Below are 15,916 nucleotides of genomic sequence, written 5' to 3' on the forward strand. Positions count from 1 at the left end.
CCCCGCCGATCGGCAGAAGTCACCGGCGACCGGGCCGAGTCGGAGGCGGCTTCCTCGCGCCCCTCGCCGCGAACCTGCGATAAGTAGCCACCTGTCAATTTATAGTACGATCGGCCCGAGTTTGGCTGCGAACGGCAGCCGAAATGAGAAGATTCGACTGATGCCACCCAGCGCCGACTCCACCACTCCACCGCCGAGACGCCGAGGACGGCCCAGAGCGGAGGACTCTCCGGCGACCGAGGACCAGATCCTCACAGTGGCACTGCGGTCCTTCGCCACCCACGGCTATCAGGGGACCTCGGTACGTGATCTCAACGCCGAGCTCGGTGTCAGCCACAACCTGATCCACCGACGCTTCGGATCCAAGGCGAACCTCTGGAAGGCAACGGCCGACCGCTGGTTCAGCGACTTCGTGGAGCAGATCGACCCCGTGCTCGATGGAATCCTGCCCGGAGAACCGCTCGAGTCGTTTCGGGCCTACATCGTGGCGTTCATCGAGGTGAGCGCACAACGGCCTGATCTGTTGCGCATGATGGCGATCGAGGCGGGGATCGAAAGCGAGCGTCTCGAGTACGTCTGGGAGCGGCATCTGAAGCCGTTCGGCCAACGAGTGAACCGAGTGGCACGGTCGCTCGAAGGACACGAGCGCTACACGTTGCTGCCGTCGGCCACGACGTTCTTCCTCTTGGCACACGGGGCGATCGGCGCGCCGTCGCACGTTCCCATGGCTCGACGCGTCGCACCCGTCGACCCGACGAGCCCGGCAGTGCTCCGCCGTCATGCCAACGCAGTTGCGGATCTCCTCCTCGGCGTCGATCCGACGACCAGGCTGCGCAAGACCGGCGGGACCGAAGCCGATCCCTCGACGCTCGAGGACCCGAAGGAGTCGGAACGCTGATGGAACGATCACTTGGGGAGCTCGCGCGCCGACGCGCCGAAGATCGGGCGCAGCAAACAGCGTTCGTGTCGGGCGAGAACTCGATGAGCTACCACGACCTGGATCGACTGTCCGACGAACTCGCCGCCCAGCTCGAGTCCCACGGCCTCAGCGCCGGTGACCGGGTCGGATATCTCGGCAGGAACCGCCTGATGTATCCGGTCGTTGCCGTCGCGGCGTCGAAGGTCGGCGCAATCTCCGTCGGAGTCAACTGGCGCCTCGCGGCCCACGAACTCGCTGCGGTCATCCAAGACTGCTCACCGCACACTCTGTACACAGACGATGAGTTTCTCGCGACGGCACAAGCCGCTCTCCAACTCACCCAGACTGCGGACCTACCAGCACTCGCCACGATCGACGCCGACCCGGCACACACGCTCGCCCGTCTCGCCGAGGCGAACGGCGCGCCACCCGAGGCTGCCCACAACATGTTCGTGGATCGGGCGGCTCGCCTCGACGACCTCGCGTCGCTGACCTACACCTCCGGAACGACCGGTCTCCCGAAGGGAGTGATGACCTCCAACGGCGCCCTCATCGAACACCTCGACGTCGAAATGGACTGGACCCTCGACGACACCGCGGTCGCCATGATCGTGTCTCCGGTGTTCCACGCGGTCGGATCGGTGTGGACCGCAATGACCATTCACGGCGGCGCAACCGGTGTCCTGGTCCCCGACCCCGACCCTGTCGCGATCCTCGACGCGATCGAACAACAGCGGGTGACCCATACCCTGTTCGTGCCGGCCCTGCTGCAGATTCTGCTCGACCATCCGGATCGCCCCGGGCGTGACCTCTCTGCCCTCAAGGTCCTGGTGTACGGAGCGTCACCGATCTCGGAGAAATTGCTCGAGCGGACGAAGGAGATCCTGCCGTGGGTGGACCTCGTCCAGGGCTACGGAATGACCGAGACGACCGGACCTGTCACCTTCCTCAGACCCTCGGAGCACATCAGCGGATCGCCGCTGCTGCGTACTGCAGGTCGCGCTGCACCGAACTGCGAGATCCGGGTCTTCGACCTGTCGACGTCGGCCCCGGCGGAGCCCGGCATGCCCGGCGAGGTCATGACCCGCAGTACGCAGCTGTGCGACGGATACTGGAACAACGAGGCAGCAACGGAAGACCTGTTCGACGACGACGGTTGGCTCCACACCGGAGACATCGGGATCCTCGACGCGAACGGATATCTGACGCTCACCGACCGCGTCAAGGATGTCATCATCAGCGGTGGAGAGAACGTGTATTCAGGCGAGGTGGAACGGGTCCTCCTCGCGATCGACGGTGTGACCGAAGCGTGCGTCGTGGGCGTCCCCGACGACAAGTGGGGTGAGACGGTGATGGCCGTGTTGGTCGCCGCCGATCCACCCGACCTCGCCGACGTGGTCGAGTTCTGCCGAGAGCGGCTCGCCCACTACAAGTGTCCTCGCCATGTGGCATTCGTCGACACGTTGCCGAAGAACCCCAGCGGCAAGATCATGCGCCGACTCGTACGCGACCAGTTCAGCGACGAGTCCTGAACTTCTGCGTACTCCGCACGACAGCGAACTGCACGTTCAGCGCCAGTGACGCATGACGGTGTCTGCGAATCTCTCCATGGCAACGAGCTTCTCGTCGGGTGCAGCCCGGTCGTAGTACGCATCAGGATTCCGGGAGCCGGTCACCTCGCCCCCGACCAGACGCTGCCGCGTCGAGGTACTCATCACCAACTCTCCACCTGCATTGTGCGGCATGACCATCGCGTCGGTCACGCCGAGATCGTCGAGCCGGCGATAGTCGTCGAGAGTGGCTGCACCACCGGGCAGGGCGTGAATCTCGAACGTCGACCAGTCCCTGCCGCGCTCCTCGCACAGTCGCCGGAGGGTGGCGATCATCTCCGAGAGCTCCTCGGGTTGCGCCCAGTACGAGCCGATCCAGCCGTCGGCGAGACTGGCGGCCCGTCGGAGGCTCGGAGCGCCATGGCCGCCGACCAAGAGCGGGACTTTCGCGCGCGGGGCGGGCCGCGAGACCAGGGGTTCGAAGTCGAAGATCTCACCGTGGTACTCGACCATCTCGCCCGAAAGCACCAACCGGAGCACCTCCAGCGATTCCGTCATGATTCGGCCGCGAGCGGCCCAATCGACCCCGGTGAATTCGTATTCCTCAGGTGCCCAACTCGCCCCGACCCCGAGCGAGAATCGGTCGTCGCACATGATCGCTGCAGTCGCGATCTGCTTGGCGAGCATCAACGGATGACGGAGGGGCAACTTCAACACCGAGGTGAAGATCCGGAGCCGGTCAGTGATCAGACCGAGCGCAGGAAGCACCGTCAGCGGCTCGTAGAACGGAGCGCGCACGTCCCAGTTCCTGTGTCCGTCGTGCGAGTAGGGGTACGTGCCGGTCGCCTCCGCCATCTGAAACGTTCCGTCGTTCAGGGCGAACCCGTCGAAGCCAAGTGCCTCTGCGTGGCGAGCCACATGGAAGAGTTCGTGCACACTCACGGCGGTCGGTTCGAGCAGGTTGAAACGCATGGACGCATCCAATCGATTATTTTGACAGTTGTCAACTAATCGGTATTCTGAATCGATGGGAATTCTGACCGATGTACTGAAATCCTGCATCGAGCGTGGCGAACGCACCGCCATCATCGACCGAGATCGCGCCACCTCGTATGCCGAGTTGGCTGATCGTTCCCTGAGACTGGCGAGCCTGCTCCGATCGACCGGTGTCGTTGCCGGAGACCGGGTCGCGTTCCTCGCACCGACCAGCAGCAAATGGCACGAGTTCGTTCTTGCCACCGCTTGGATCGGAGCGGTCCCGCTCACTCTCAACTGGAGGCTCACCGGCAGCGAACTGGCCGGAGTCATCAATCACGCCCGTCCCACAGCGCTGCTCGGCGACTCCGAGATGCTCGGCACCATCGACGCGAGCTCCCTGCTCGCACCTCCGACACGGCTTCCGCCCGACGAATACGAGCCGCTTCTCGCCGCGCAGACCCCAGCAGTCGAACCGGTGTCCCTGCCGTCGTCGGCGACCGCTCTCCAGATCTACACCTCTGGCACCAGCGGGCGACCGAAGGGCGTGATGCTGTCCGACGAGGGGTTGTCGACCTTTCTCACACAGAACATCCCGCTCTTCGATCTCGACGAGCGCTCGCGCGGCCTGTGCAGCCTGCCGCTGTTCCATGTCGGAGGCGCGATCTTCGCCCTCCTCAACCTCACCGCCGGATCGACCAGCGTGATCCCGACCGGTTCTTCGGCCGAAGACACCGCCGCCTCGATCAGCCAACACGGAATCAGCCATTTCCCGATGGTTCCGACGATGCTGCTGACACTGGTCGAGCACGCCGAGACACACGATCACGACCTCTCGAGCGTGCGTCGGATCGTGTACGGAGGAGCCACGATCACTCCAGCGCTGTTGCGCCGAACCCTCGAGGCGATCGGCCCGGTGCTGCTTCACACCTACGGTCTGACCGAAACGACCGGTTGCGTCACGATCCTTCAGCCGGAGGAACACGACCCGGCGATCCCTGGCCGTTTGAATTCGTGTGGCCGCGTCGTGCCGTGGGTCGAACTCCGTGTGGCCGACGTCGATGGCGAGAAGGAACTCGCCGTTGGTGAGGTGGGCGAGGTCCAAGTCCGCTCCCAAGTCGTCATGAGCGGTTACTTCGACGATCCTGAACTCACCGCCGAGGCGATGACCTCCGACGGCTTCCTGAGAACAGGGGACCTCGGAACGCTCGACGCCGACGGCTTCCTCGCGATCGTCGGGCGCGCAAAGGATCTGATCATCACCGGCGGCGAGAACGTCACGCCCAGCGAGGTGGAGGCCGCGCTCACCGCGCACCCGTCCATCGCCCAGGCGGTGGCGATCGGGCTGCCCGACGAACGGTGGGGCGAACTCGTCACGGCGGTCGTGGTACTCCGAGCTGACCACTCCATCGACTTCGATGACCTGACGACCTTCCTGCGAGATCGACTCGCCCCGTACAAGTGCCCCAAGCGGATCGAAATCGTCACCGAGCTCCCGCTCGGGACGACCGGCAAGATCGACCGTGTCGAGCTGAAACGCCGTGTCACAGCGACTAGGTCAGATAGGACTCGATGAGCTCGTCGCCGAACTCGTCGCTGTTGCCGGACTTGACGACCTCGCCGTGAACGAGGACGTAGGCCCGGTCGGCAACGGCGAGGGCCAGTCGAGCGTTCTGCTCGGCGAGCAGGAGTGACGTTCCGGAATCGATGACCTTGCGGAGCGCTTCGAGCACCGCGTCGACAACGACGGGAGCGAGACCCATCGACGGCTCGTCGATCGCCAACACTTTCGGCTGAGCCATCAATGCCCGGGCAATGGCGACCATCTGCTGTTCGCCGCCGGACAACAGACCCGCCTTCGTCCCCATTCGTGCCCTCAGGCTGGGGAACAACTCGATCATCTCATCGATGCCGGCCGCGACATCGGAACGGGCCCGCCGTCCTGCACCGAGTTGAAGGTTCTCGGTCACCGTCAGAGGAGCGATCATCGAACGACCCTCCGGCGCGTGAACGAAACCCGCGCGAGCGATCCGGTAGGCGGGACGGCCGACCATCGAATGACTGTCCAGCTCGATCTGGCCTGCAGCCGGCTTCAGCAGGCCGGAGATCGTCCGGAGCAATGTGGTCTTTCCGGCCCCGTTCGGGCCGAGCACTGCAACCGCCTCCTGCTCGCCGATGACGAGATCGATCCCTCGCAACGCGACGGCGGCGCCGTAGCGAACCGTCAGGTCCGACACCTCGAGCACCGCATTCCCTTGACTGCCGGTCATCCGCTCTCACCCGTTCCCAGATAGGCCTCACGTACACGCTCGTCGGCCCAGACCTCAGCCGGTTCGTCGATCGCGATCACCCGCCCCCAGTCGAGGACGGCAACCCGGTCGCATGTCTCGGAGACGAGGCGAACGTTGTGATCGATCAGCAGCACGGTCATCCCGCCAGCCCGCAGCTCACCGATCAACCGACCAACCTCGTCGGACTCGGTCCGGGTCATCCCTGCGGTCGGCTCGTCGAGGAGCAAGAGTTGCGGCTCGATGGCGAGGGCGCGAGCGATCTCGACCCTCCGGCGGAGACCGTACGACATCGCCGAGACGTCTTCATTCATGTGTTCTGCCAGGCCGAGAAGTTCGATCAGCTCCACCGCCAGCTGACGTTCGCGTGCCTCCTCCCGGTGACGCTTGCGCCCCAACTGCCACAGACCTCCCTGGAATCCGAGATGGCGGCCCGTCAGCACGTTGTCGAGCACCGTCGACTGCTCGAACAGACAGACATTCTGATAGGTGCGCGCAATACCACGCCGCGCCAACTCGTGTGGCTTGCAACCAGCGATCGACTCGCCGGCGAACTTGATCTCACCACTTGTCGGCGAGAGATATGCCGACATCAGGTTGACGAGCGTGGTCTTACCCGCCCCGTTCGGTCCGATGAGCCCCAGGACCTCACCACTGCGCACACCCAGCGTGACATCATCGACCGCGGTGACCGACCCGAATCGACGGCCGACCCCCTCGCACTGAAGCAACTCTGTCGGCACGGTCATGTGGCCAGGTCCGGTCGTCGACGGAAGATGCGAGCGAGTCGCTGCGTGAAGCGGCGGCTCGTCAGCCCATCCGGAGCGAGCAGCATGACGACCACCAGGATCGAGCCGTAGTAGAAGTTCTCCCAATCAGTCCCGGCGAACTCGAGGTTCTCGTTCAGAATTCTGAATCCGATCGTGGCGAGCACAGGACCCAACCAGTGCTCGACGCCGCCGACGAACATGTAGGTCAACAGCACCACGAGAAGCCCGAAGTCGTATTGGTCAGGGCTGATCACCGCCGTGCGATGTGCCTCCAGGGCGCCGGCCATTGCCGCCATCGCGCCTCCGATGCCGAAGGTCGCCATCCGATAGGCGAACACATTGATGCCGAGCCCCGCTGCGGTGTGCTCGTCCAAGCGGATCGCTTTCATGGCGCGTCCGAAGTGGGACCGATGGATGAGCTCCATCACGAGCAGAATGACGGCGACGATGGCGACCAGCCAGCCGGTGGTGACCTCTGTCGGTATTCCTGAGATTCCGAACACCCCGTTCGTGAAACCGACGTTCGCGATACCGATGACGATCACCTGCGCAAGCGCGAGACTGCCGAGCGCAAGGTAGATGCCGCGTAATCGCAGGACCGGAAGTCCGAATGACACCGCGAGCGTGGCGCCGACGAAGACGGCAGCAAGGATGCCAAGTGGGACCGGCCAGTCGGCGTCGGTGACGAGGAGGGCCGACGTGTATCCGCCGATCGCGGCGAACCCTGCGGTGGCCATCGAGAACAGGCCACACTGGAAGAGGATCAGCAACGAGATCACCAAGATGATGTCGATGAGTGTGACATCGAGGAGAAAGCGCTGGTATGCGGGGATCCACTCAAACACGGGTTGCCTCCTTCGCCCCGAACAGACCGGACGGCCGGACCAGGAGCACGACGAGAATCACCAGGTAGGCAACGACCTCGCTGAACTTCGATGAAACGTGAACGGTGGCGTAGACCTCGATGACACCGAGAATGAGGCCGCCGACCACAGCGCCCGGCACCGACCCCATGCCACCGAGGATGATCACCGCGAAGGCGGTCAACAGGAGTCGGTCTCCGGAGGAGTAGGACACACTCGCCGTGCTCACCGCGACGAACACTCCAGCGAGTGCAGCGAGCATGCCAGAGACCGTGTAGGCCACCGCGTAGATGAACCGCGGGTTGATCCCGAGCAGCGTCGCGGTCTCCGGCGAGTACGCGACCGCCTTCATGCCACGCCCCGCCCGGGTGTGGTTGAGCCAGATCGCGAGGCCGGCCATGGCGATGAGCGACGTGGCGAGCACCGCCAACTGCAACTTCGGCACGTTCTGGCCGAGCAACTCGATCGGACCGCGAGGGAATCCGTCCCTGGAGTAGGGCTCGACTCTGGCGCGGGTCCGGTTGCGCAGAATCGACTCGAGCATGAACGCCAAGCCGATCGTGGCGACGACGAATGCGTATTCCGACGCCCCGCGTCGACGGAGCATCTCGAGCACCGTCGAGTCGATCAACACCGAGAGTCCGGCGGCGACCGCCATGCCGACCAGGATCGCCACCGGCACCGGGTAACCCCTGTTGATCGCGATGAGTGAACCGAACGCCCCCCAGGTCAAGACCTGAGCATGGGTGAACGTGAGGACGTGGAGGACGCCCCAGATGAGGGTAACGCCCAGCCCGAGGAGCGCATAGATGCTCCCCGAGGCCAGGCCGTTGATGGTCTGCTGCACGAGGAGGAGATCAGCGCTCGCACTGCGTGTCAGGGGTCCAAGGAATGACCTCGTTGTCCTGGATCTGCAGGTTGATTCCCGAGATGTCGGGCTCGCGGTTGTCGTCGTACTCGTACACCCCGAAGGCACCTTCGAAGTCGGTGATGTTGTTCAACGCTTCCACGATGGCGTCGGGATCGGCTGACCCGGCGTCCGCGAGGGCGGTGCTGAACATCCACATCCCGTCGTAGCCCGCTGCATAGTAGAGGTCGGCCTCGTCATCGAGTTCGGTCTGCACGGCTTCGACGAAGTGCGGGTTCCTGCCGGTTTCGTTCTGCGCAGCCCAACTGGCCGTGTAGATGACGCACTGCATGGCGCTGCCCGCTTGGTCCAATACTTCGTTTCGTCCGGACCCGTCGGTCGACAGGACCGGAATGTCGAGACCGATCTCTTCGGCTTGCAGGAACTGGCCGGCGAACTGACCCGGGAACCCCGAGATCACCATGATGTCGGCTCCGGAATTCTGGATCTCGGTCAGCTGCGCCCGGAAGTCGGTGTCCGCGGTGGTGTTGGACTGGACGGACTTGGTCTCGATTCCCGCGTCCTCGAGCGCCGCCAGTCGAGCCTCGTGGATTCCGACGGTCGTCTCGGAATCGCTGGTGTACAGGTACGCCGCGGACGTTGCACCCAACGTCTCCGCGATCATGGCATCGTTCGCCGCGTACAGGGAGCTGACCTGTGGGATGATCCGGAACACGTTGTCGCCCACTTCGGTGATCCCCGGCGCCGCCACGCCGACAGCAATCACCGGCAACCCGGCTTCGACCGCCTGGGGCCCTGCTGCCAAGAACGACGGCGTCAATGTGAATCCGACGATGGCGTCGACGTCGTCCTGCTCGATGAGCTTGAGAACGCCGGCGACGGCTTCCTGCTTGTCGCCCTTCGTGTCGATGGGAATCATCTCGATCGTGGTTTCGCCGAGCATGCCCGACGCCGTCACCTCCTCGAGAGCGAGTTCCATTGCCGAGAGCTCGCTCAACCCGATGTTGCTGATGGCAGCGGGTCCCGACAGGTCGAGCGGTACGCCGACGCGCACCACCGTGGCCTCTGACGGTTCGGCGTCACTGTCCGCCGAGGCTCCATCAGCAGTGCTCGCCGTGTCGTCGGCTTCGGCGGATTCCTCCACCGGTTCCGATGCGGCCGGATTCTCGTCATCGGCGGACGACGATGAGCTGTCATCGTCACTTCCGCACGCGGTCGTGACCAACATCAACGCGGCCAACGCCCCAACAACTCGTCTTGCGATCATCTGAATTCCCCCAGTTAGTCCGATGTGAGACCTGAATGCAACCACAGGTCGGGAGCCGAGTCAACCATTATTTAGACAGTTGCCAACATTATTCTCGACAGAGTTGTCGGCACGACGTAGCCCCCGCTGCTGACCGCGTTCGAACCACCATGAGATGCCCTCGACCGGTGACTGCCTACGGGGCGATCCAACGCTGCCGTCACTGGCGGATCGCGCATCGGCTCGCCCATAACCGCACCTCAGCACCAATTTTCGAGCAACACATCTGACACACGGCGAGCCAAATACGGCTCTCCACTGCCGTGCCGTCGAGGTTCCATCAATCGGTCGGTTGCGGAGCGCATTCGCGACAACACCCCGCACCGACGAGAACCCGGCGGACCGACTTCCAGACATCCGGAGTCAGATTCAAGTAGTCACGTGACAACATCTTGCAACGACGCGCGAAGCTCTCGTGGAGACGGGCTGCGTGACGCCGACACCGGAGTCCATCCCGCTCGGTCAGAAACCGATTCAGCGCTCAGAGATTCGACTCACGTCCGCGGAATCGATGTACTCGTCGAGACGAACGATCAAGCCGTCCTCGACAGCAACGAAGAGACTTGCCGGCACCCGCAACGGATCGCCGGCCCGGTTGGTCGTGCACAGAATGTGCTGCTGCGCGAACCCGTCGTCGGTCGACGTTCGGCGAACCTGGGTGTAACGCATCTCGCCGAGGTTCTTGATCGACCACGACAAGGTCCGCATGTTCTCCTCCCTCGTCTGCTCGATGCCGTCATAGCTGTGCCAGACGATGGCATCGGAGCGATAGAGGCCGCGGATTGCCTCGACGTCACCCGACGTGATGGCGGAGAAGAAGCGCTCCGCGACGTCGAGTGGATCGGTGGAAGTGTCGGTCGTTGTCATGGTTGTGCTCCGATTTCTGGTTCCTTCGATGCGATCGTCAGCGCGCAACGGCTCAAGATCGGCTGGCCGAGACGGTGGCGTGTGTAGGCGCCGTGGCGGCCCTCGCGTTCGAGGCGTCGCGAGCCCTCTCGCGAGGCGGCGGAGCGGGGTCGCGCGCAGCCCGGATGCAGTCGTCAGGGGTCATCGGGAGGTCTTCTATTCGATGATGTCGGTGATCGGGAGAGGGTTGTGCACGAGGCCCGGCGCGTAGCGTTCGATGTCACCGTCGTGGTCGCACGCGAGGAGTTGCGCCATCGATCGGCGTCCTCCCGTGAGCCGAAACATCTCCCAGAGGTCACCCCGGACCTCGAGTTCAACGTCGCCCTGGCCATATTCCCAGGAGTTGTCGCCGCCGACCACACGGATGGCGTTCAGACCTGCTGCGACGAGGTCCTTCTCGACGGTGGAGGTCTTCGACGACATCACCATCTCGATGCCCGACGACGAACGATCGGATTGCACACCGAGTGCTCCGGCGATGTCGTGTTCGTGGCTGATCAGATCGATCACGAGCAGACCGAGTTGCGGAACCTTGCGCAGTGTGCCCTCGAACGCTTCGCCGCTCGTCGACCACTGCTCGAGTTGTTCGGCCACAGTGGTCTCGGCGCGATCGGCGACCTGTTGATCGACCCACGCTTGGGTGTCACCGGCCGGGTTGCGCCCGGCCGAGAGGTCGTCGGCGAGCCCATTCACGTGGCTGAGCAGGTCACGAACCCGCCAGTCGGGACAGGTCGGAACGATTCGTTGTTCATCGTCGGCGGAGATGCCGTCGAGGATCGCCGTTGTACGCAGCCGTGACGCCCGATACTCCTCGGCCAGTCGGTCGCCGCTCGGCCGGGTCGGATTCTCGGTGCTCATTGCCCCACTCCCGGAGTGTGAGTTCCCCGGTGGGCGCTCGCGTCGGCGTTCATCGTGTCGAGTTGCATCGATGTACCTCCTCGGTACGTGTCGGTGATTGCGTTTGTCGGGTTCACCGGACCGTCATCCCCACGCCGATCGTCCTGTCGCGAGTGCGTCTTCGACTTCCGGGTTGTGCTCACCGAGGTCGGGACCGACGTCTCGAATGGTTCCCGGCGTACGCGAGAATCGCGGCACGACTCCCGTCATCGGAAGATCGAATCCGGCTCGTGCGGTTGCGCGAACGATCATTTCGCGAGCGGCATAGTGCTCATCGGCCAGCATGTCCGGCGCGGTGTAGACCCGTCCCACCGGAACGCCGGCCGAACCCAGCAGATCGATGAGTTCGTTGCTCGTGTAGCCGACCGACCACTGGGAGACGAGGAGATCGAGTTCCGCGGCGTGCTCGCCGCGAGCAGCATGATCGACGAATCTGGCGTCCTCCGCGAGGTCGGGCCGGTCCATGACCTCACACAGCCGACGGAAGACCGTGTCCGCGTTCCCGGCGATGAGGATCTCGGATCCGTCGGCGGTGGGGTAGGCGTTCGCCGGGGCGATCCCCGGCAGGACGCCGCCGGAGCGCTCGCGGCGAACGTCGGCCACTTCGTAGTCGGCAAGGGTCGATTCCATGAGCGCGGCCACGGCCTCGTAGAGCGCGACATCGATCTCCTGCCCGCGCCCGCTCCGCTCACGCTCGTACAGCGCCGAGAGGGTGCCCATCACGGCGAACATCGCAGCCGTCGAGTCGCCCAGGCTGATCCCGCACCGTGCCGCTGGTCGGTCCGGGTCACCGGTGGTGTGGCGGATCCCCCCCATCGCCTCGCCGATCGAGCCGAACCCAGCTTCGTGGGACCGGGGTCCGGTCTGACCGAATCCCGAGACGTGAACATAGATGACGCCCGGGTTGGCTCCCGAGATCGCGTCGTAGTGGAGTTCCCAGCGATCGAGTGTCCCGGGCCGGAAGTTCTCGAGGACGACGTCGGCTTCTTCCGCCAACCGCCGAACCAGCGCTCGGCCCTCGTCGGTTCGCAGGTCGGCGACGACCGATCGCTTGTTGCGGGCAATCGTCGGCCACCACAGGCTGTCGCCGTCGTCGGTGGCCACGCCCCATCTGCGCATGGTGTCGCCATCCGGGTTCTCGATCTTGATCACGTCGGCCCCGAAGTCACCGAGCAGCTGCCCGGCGAACGGGCCGGCGATGAAGCTTCCGAGCTCGAGCACCTTGAGCCCGGCAAGTGGGCCAGCGACGTCCATGGGTCCGATTGTGCACCATTCTCGCTACCGAACGCAAAATTGGCTCCAATTCAGCAGGTACGAAGGTGATGTGCATACAATCAGGAGCATCGAACCAGAGGAGATGTTGTGTCAGACCAGCCTTTCACCCAGCCGGGCACCCCGCGAGGTTGCGAACGGATCGCGTACACCGTCGGTTTCCAAGAGAATTCGGCGTACAGCGATGTCTACGGCGGTGGCGGAGCGCTGGTCGGGCTCGATTGCCATCTGATTCGTCCGATCGAGCAGCCGTCCGACACGCTGATCGTGTTCATGCACCCCGTCGGTGGCGGGATGTACCTTCCGATGGTGCGGGGTCTGGCCAGGGCCGGCCACCATGTCCTGTGGGCGAACTCGCGCTATCGCGGCGCCGATTTCGCGTTGACCATGGAGAAGGTCGCCTGCGATCTCGGTGAGGCGATCCTCGACGCCAAGGAACGGCTCGGCTACTCGCGCATCGTCTTGGCGGGGTGGTCCGGCGGTGGGTCGCTGGCGATGTGGTACCAGGCACTGGCCGAAGCCGGTGACGGCATCTCGGACACCGCGGCCGGCGAGCCGTACGAGGTCGACGCGTCGAAGATGCCCGCGGCCGACGCGGTGATGATGCTGGCCGCCCATGTGAGCCGCCACCAGATCTTCACCGAGTGGATCGATCCGTCGATCCACGACGAGTCACGCCCCGACGTGCGCGACCCCGAGTTGAATCTGTACGACCCGGCGAACCCCAACCAACCTCCGTACTCTGCCGAATTCCTGGCGACGTTCCGCGATGCTCAGGTCGCGCGCAACCGACGGATCACGGCGTGGGTCAAGGACAAACTGGCCGAGATCCGGGCGTCGGACGAACCCAACCAGGAGTTCGCGTTCACCGTGCACGGAACCATGGCGGACCCGCGCTGGCTCGACCCCACGATTGAGCCCAGCGACCGGGTGCCCGGCATCTGTTACCTGGGGGATCCCAAGATCGTCAACGACGGCCCCGTCGGCCTCGCCCGATTCTGCACGCTGCGGAGCTGGCTCAGCCAGTGGAGCATCGACGACGCTCGGTGCGATGCGGTCGCATCCGGGCCCGGAGTCACCGTCCCACTCCTCGTGATCGGCAACACCGCCGACGACGCCTGCACCCCCAGCCATACGCGGCGACTGTTCGATGCCGTGCCGCACGACCGCAAGCAGATGTACGAGGTCGAGGGCGCGACGCACTACTACACAGGGCCTGACGGCAAGGCGCACCTCGCCGAGGCGATCGGCGTGATCAGTGACTTCATCGCGGAACTTCCGGGAGTGGCTGATGGCTGAGCTCCACGAGGTGTCCGACGTCAGTGGCAGTGAGCGTGTCTACCGCCATCTGCGCCGCGAGATCATCGAAGGCCGATACGGACCGGGCGAGAGAATCGTCGAATCTCGAGTTGCATCATCGCTGGCGATGTCGCGGACGCCGGTGCGCGAGGCGGTCCGCCGGCTCGAGACCGAAGGACTGATCATCAGCACGCACAACCGAGGCGCTCAGGTCCGACCCCTCACGGAAAGCGACGTCGCCGACCTCTACGAGGCGCGAGCGCGGCTCGAAGGGTTCATGTCCGAGCTGGCGGCGCAGCGCGCCGAGCCCGACGACGTCGCAGCAATCCACGACGCAGCTGACGAGTTCGACCGCGTCGTCGAGGAGGTCGACCACGGTTCGGTCGAGGGCCTTCGTGCGATCCTGCGCGCCAACGACCGATTCCATGCAGCATTGGTCCGCGCCGGTCGAGCCGATCAGGTGTTCCGGATTCTCGCCACAGCGGTCGACATGCCACTGGTGTTCACGGCGTTCAAGCTCTACTCCCACGACGAACTGCGGCGATCCAGCATGTTCCATCGCCTGATCGCGGAGGCCGTCGAGACCCGTCAACCCGAGCGTGCCGGTCGCTTGATGACCGAACACGTCCTGCAAGGACGCGATGCGCACATGCGGCGCTTTCGCGAACCGGAAGTGGAGCCTGCCAGTGCCTGAACCCACGACGATCGTCCTGCGTGACGTGACACTGCGCGACGGCCTCCAGGACGAGGACCCGATCCCCACCGAGCACAAGCTCGCGATCTTCGAGGCGCTCGTCGCCGCTGGGGTGCGCGACCTCGAGCTGACCTCGTTCGTGCGACCCGACCGCGTGCCTGCGACGGCCGACGCCGAAGCCCTGTGCGCAGCGACCGCCGGTCGTGATGTCGTGCGGTGGGGGTTGGTGCTCAACGAGCGCGGTGCGATGCGCGCACTCGAGGCGGGGTTGACCGACCTCCAGTTCGTGATCTCCGTCAGCGATGCTCATTCGCACGCGAACGCCGGGCGATCGACGGCCGAGGCCGTCGAGGCGCTGACGGCTGTCTGCGAGATCGCCGGAGCAGCAGCAGCTCGCGTCGAGGTCACGCTCGCCACGGCGTTCGGATGCCCGTTCGAACAGCGCGTCGACCCCGACCGCGTGATCGACGTCTCCACCCGAGCCATCGCCGCCGGCGTGACTGCGGTGAGTCTGGCCGACACGGTCGGCACGGCCGTTCCCGCTGACGTCGCGTCACTCGTCAGCCGGGTGACGGCCGAGGTCACTCCTCATGTCGGCGCTCACTTCCACGACACCCGCGGTCTGGGCGTCGCGAATGCTCTCGCGGCGCTCGATGCCGGGGTGAATCGTCTCGATGCATCGGCCGGCGGCCTCGGAGGATGCCCCTTCGCTCCTGGGGCATCGGGCAACGTCGCCCTCGAGGACCTCGCCCACGTCTGCGAGGAGTCGGGTCTCGACACCGGTCTGTCGGTACCGGCGGTGATCACTGCGGCCGAAATGGCGTGTGATGCCGTCGGCAGAACCCTGACCACGCACGTAGGCGTCGCCGGCCCCAGATTCGCCAACCGTTAACAGGAAAAGGAGGCCGACCATGAGCGGCACCACCGGAATCCACCATCTCGCGATCGCCACGAAGGACATGAAGAGCCAGATCGAGTTCTTCACCGACGTGCTCGGCTGCGAACTCTCCGCTCTGTACTGGATGCACGGCGTCGAGGGAGCCTGGCATGGTTTCTTGAAGCTGAACGACGCCTGCTACGTCGCGTTCGTCCACACGCCGGACGTCGCCGACATCGAGCGCACCTTGGGCGTCACGCACGCCGGCAGCGGCGCTCAGCCCTGTGCCGGCGGAGCGATGCAGCATCTCGCCCTGAACGCCGACACGCTCGATGACCTGCTGGCGATGCGCGATCGGATCAGGTCTCGGGGCATCACCGTGTTCGGCCCGATCGACCATGGCATGTGCCACTCGATCTACTTCGCCGGCCC

Annotated in this window: 16 protein-coding genes; 7 read left to right on the plus strand and 9 right to left on the minus strand. The window is 64.8% G+C overall.

Going from position 1 to position 15,916, the window contains the following annotated elements:
- The first annotated feature begins 256 nt into the window (after positions 1-256).
- On the plus strand, positions 257-898 hold the full coding sequence (locus ON45_RS03960; RefSeq protein ID WP_051062403.1) for a TetR/AcrR family transcriptional regulator: 642 nt from the start codon (positions 257-259) through the stop codon (positions 896-898).
- On the plus strand, positions 898-2,451 hold the full coding sequence (locus ON45_RS03965; RefSeq protein ID WP_051062404.1) for an AMP-binding protein: 1,554 nt from the start codon (positions 898-900) through the stop codon (positions 2,449-2,451). The genes ON45_RS03960 and ON45_RS03965 overlap by 1 nt, the downstream gene beginning before the upstream one ends.
- 36 nt (positions 2,452-2,487) lie before the next feature.
- Here the strand turns inward: ON45_RS03965 and ON45_RS03970 are convergent, their stop codons facing one another.
- Positions 2,488-3,441, minus strand: coding sequence for a TIGR03619 family F420-dependent LLM class oxidoreductase (locus ON45_RS03970; RefSeq protein WP_051062405.1), 954 nt, complete (start codon positions 3,439-3,441; stop codon positions 2,488-2,490).
- 55 nt (positions 3,442-3,496) lie between these two features.
- On the opposite strand from ON45_RS03970, the gene ON45_RS03975 reads away from it, so the two are divergent.
- Positions 3,497-5,020 (plus strand): class I adenylate-forming enzyme family protein, encoded by a 1,524-nt coding sequence (locus ON45_RS03975; RefSeq protein ID WP_051062406.1) that lies wholly within the window; start codon positions 3,497-3,499, stop codon positions 5,018-5,020.
- Here the strand turns inward: ON45_RS03975 and ON45_RS03980 are convergent.
- The 8 genes from ON45_RS03980 to ON45_RS04015 all read right to left on the minus strand — a co-directional run bounded on the left by ON45_RS03980 (position 4,998) and on the right by ON45_RS04015 (position 12,596).
- A complete protein-coding gene (locus tag ON45_RS03980) occupies positions 4,998-5,714 on the minus strand; it encodes an ABC transporter ATP-binding protein (RefSeq protein ID WP_051062407.1) in 717 nt (238 codons plus the stop codon). The genes ON45_RS03975 and ON45_RS03980 overlap by 23 nt on opposite strands.
- Positions 5,711-6,481, minus strand: a complete 771-nt coding sequence (locus tag ON45_RS03985) for an ABC transporter ATP-binding protein (RefSeq protein ID WP_040492155.1) — start codon at positions 6,479-6,481, stop codon at positions 5,711-5,713. The genes ON45_RS03980 and ON45_RS03985 overlap by 4 nt, the downstream gene beginning before the upstream one ends.
- Entirely contained in the window at positions 6,478-7,347 is an 870-nt protein-coding gene (locus ON45_RS03990) for a branched-chain amino acid ABC transporter permease (RefSeq protein WP_040492156.1), read from the minus strand. Before ON45_RS03990 ends, ON45_RS03985 begins: the two co-directional genes overlap by 4 nt.
- A complete protein-coding gene (locus ON45_RS03995) occupies positions 7,340-8,212 on the minus strand; it encodes a branched-chain amino acid ABC transporter permease (RefSeq protein WP_051062408.1) in 873 nt (290 codons plus the stop codon). The genes ON45_RS03990 and ON45_RS03995 overlap by 8 nt, the downstream gene beginning before the upstream one ends.
- Before the next feature lie 10 nt (positions 8,213-8,222).
- Positions 8,223-9,461 carry an ABC transporter substrate-binding protein gene (locus tag ON45_RS04000; protein ID WP_040492157.1) on the minus strand — a complete coding sequence of 413 codons (1,239 nt, stop codon included), beginning with the start codon at positions 9,459-9,461 and terminating at the stop codon, positions 8,223-8,225.
- A gap of 552 nt (positions 9,462-10,013) precedes the next feature.
- Positions 10,014-10,406, minus strand: coding sequence for a nuclear transport factor 2 family protein (locus ON45_RS04005; RefSeq protein ID WP_040492158.1), 393 nt, complete (start codon positions 10,404-10,406; stop codon positions 10,014-10,016).
- 195 nt (positions 10,407-10,601) lie between these two features.
- On the minus strand, positions 10,602-11,303 hold the full coding sequence (locus ON45_RS04010) for a maleylpyruvate isomerase family mycothiol-dependent enzyme (RefSeq protein ID WP_040492159.1): 702 nt from the start codon (positions 11,301-11,303) through the stop codon (positions 10,602-10,604).
- Positions 11,304-11,426: 123 nt separating this feature from the next.
- A complete protein-coding gene (locus ON45_RS04015; RefSeq protein ID WP_040492160.1) occupies positions 11,427-12,596 on the minus strand; it encodes a CaiB/BaiF CoA transferase family protein in 1,170 nt (389 codons plus the stop codon).
- 108 nt (positions 12,597-12,704) lie between these two features.
- Between ON45_RS04015 and ON45_RS04020 the strand changes: the two genes are divergently transcribed.
- The 4 genes from ON45_RS04020 to ON45_RS04035 all read left to right on the plus strand — a co-directional run.
- The gene (locus ON45_RS04020) at positions 12,705-13,913 is read left to right on the plus strand and encodes an alpha/beta hydrolase (RefSeq protein WP_051062409.1); all 1,209 of its coding nucleotides are present in this window, start codon (positions 12,705-12,707) and stop codon (positions 13,911-13,913) included.
- Positions 13,906-14,607, plus strand: a complete 702-nt coding sequence (locus ON45_RS04025; RefSeq protein ID WP_040492161.1) for a GntR family transcriptional regulator — start codon at positions 13,906-13,908, stop codon at positions 14,605-14,607. The genes ON45_RS04020 and ON45_RS04025 overlap by 8 nt, the downstream gene beginning before the upstream one ends.
- Positions 14,600-15,499: a hydroxymethylglutaryl-CoA lyase gene (locus ON45_RS04030; RefSeq protein ID WP_040492162.1), complete on the plus strand. Its 900-nt coding sequence runs from the start codon at positions 14,600-14,602 to the stop codon at positions 15,497-15,499. Before ON45_RS04025 ends, ON45_RS04030 begins: the two co-directional genes overlap by 8 nt.
- A gap of 19 nt (positions 15,500-15,518) precedes the next feature.
- Positions 15,519-15,916: VOC family protein (locus ON45_RS04035; protein ID WP_040492163.1), on the plus strand; the 398-nt coding region annotated here is incomplete at its 3' end.

Origin of the sequence: Ilumatobacter nonamiensis YM16-303 (genome assembly GCF_000350145.1) — a bacterium.
GTDB classification, from domain to species: domain Bacteria; phylum Actinomycetota; class Acidimicrobiia; order Acidimicrobiales; family Ilumatobacteraceae; genus Ilumatobacter_A; species Ilumatobacter_A nonamiensis.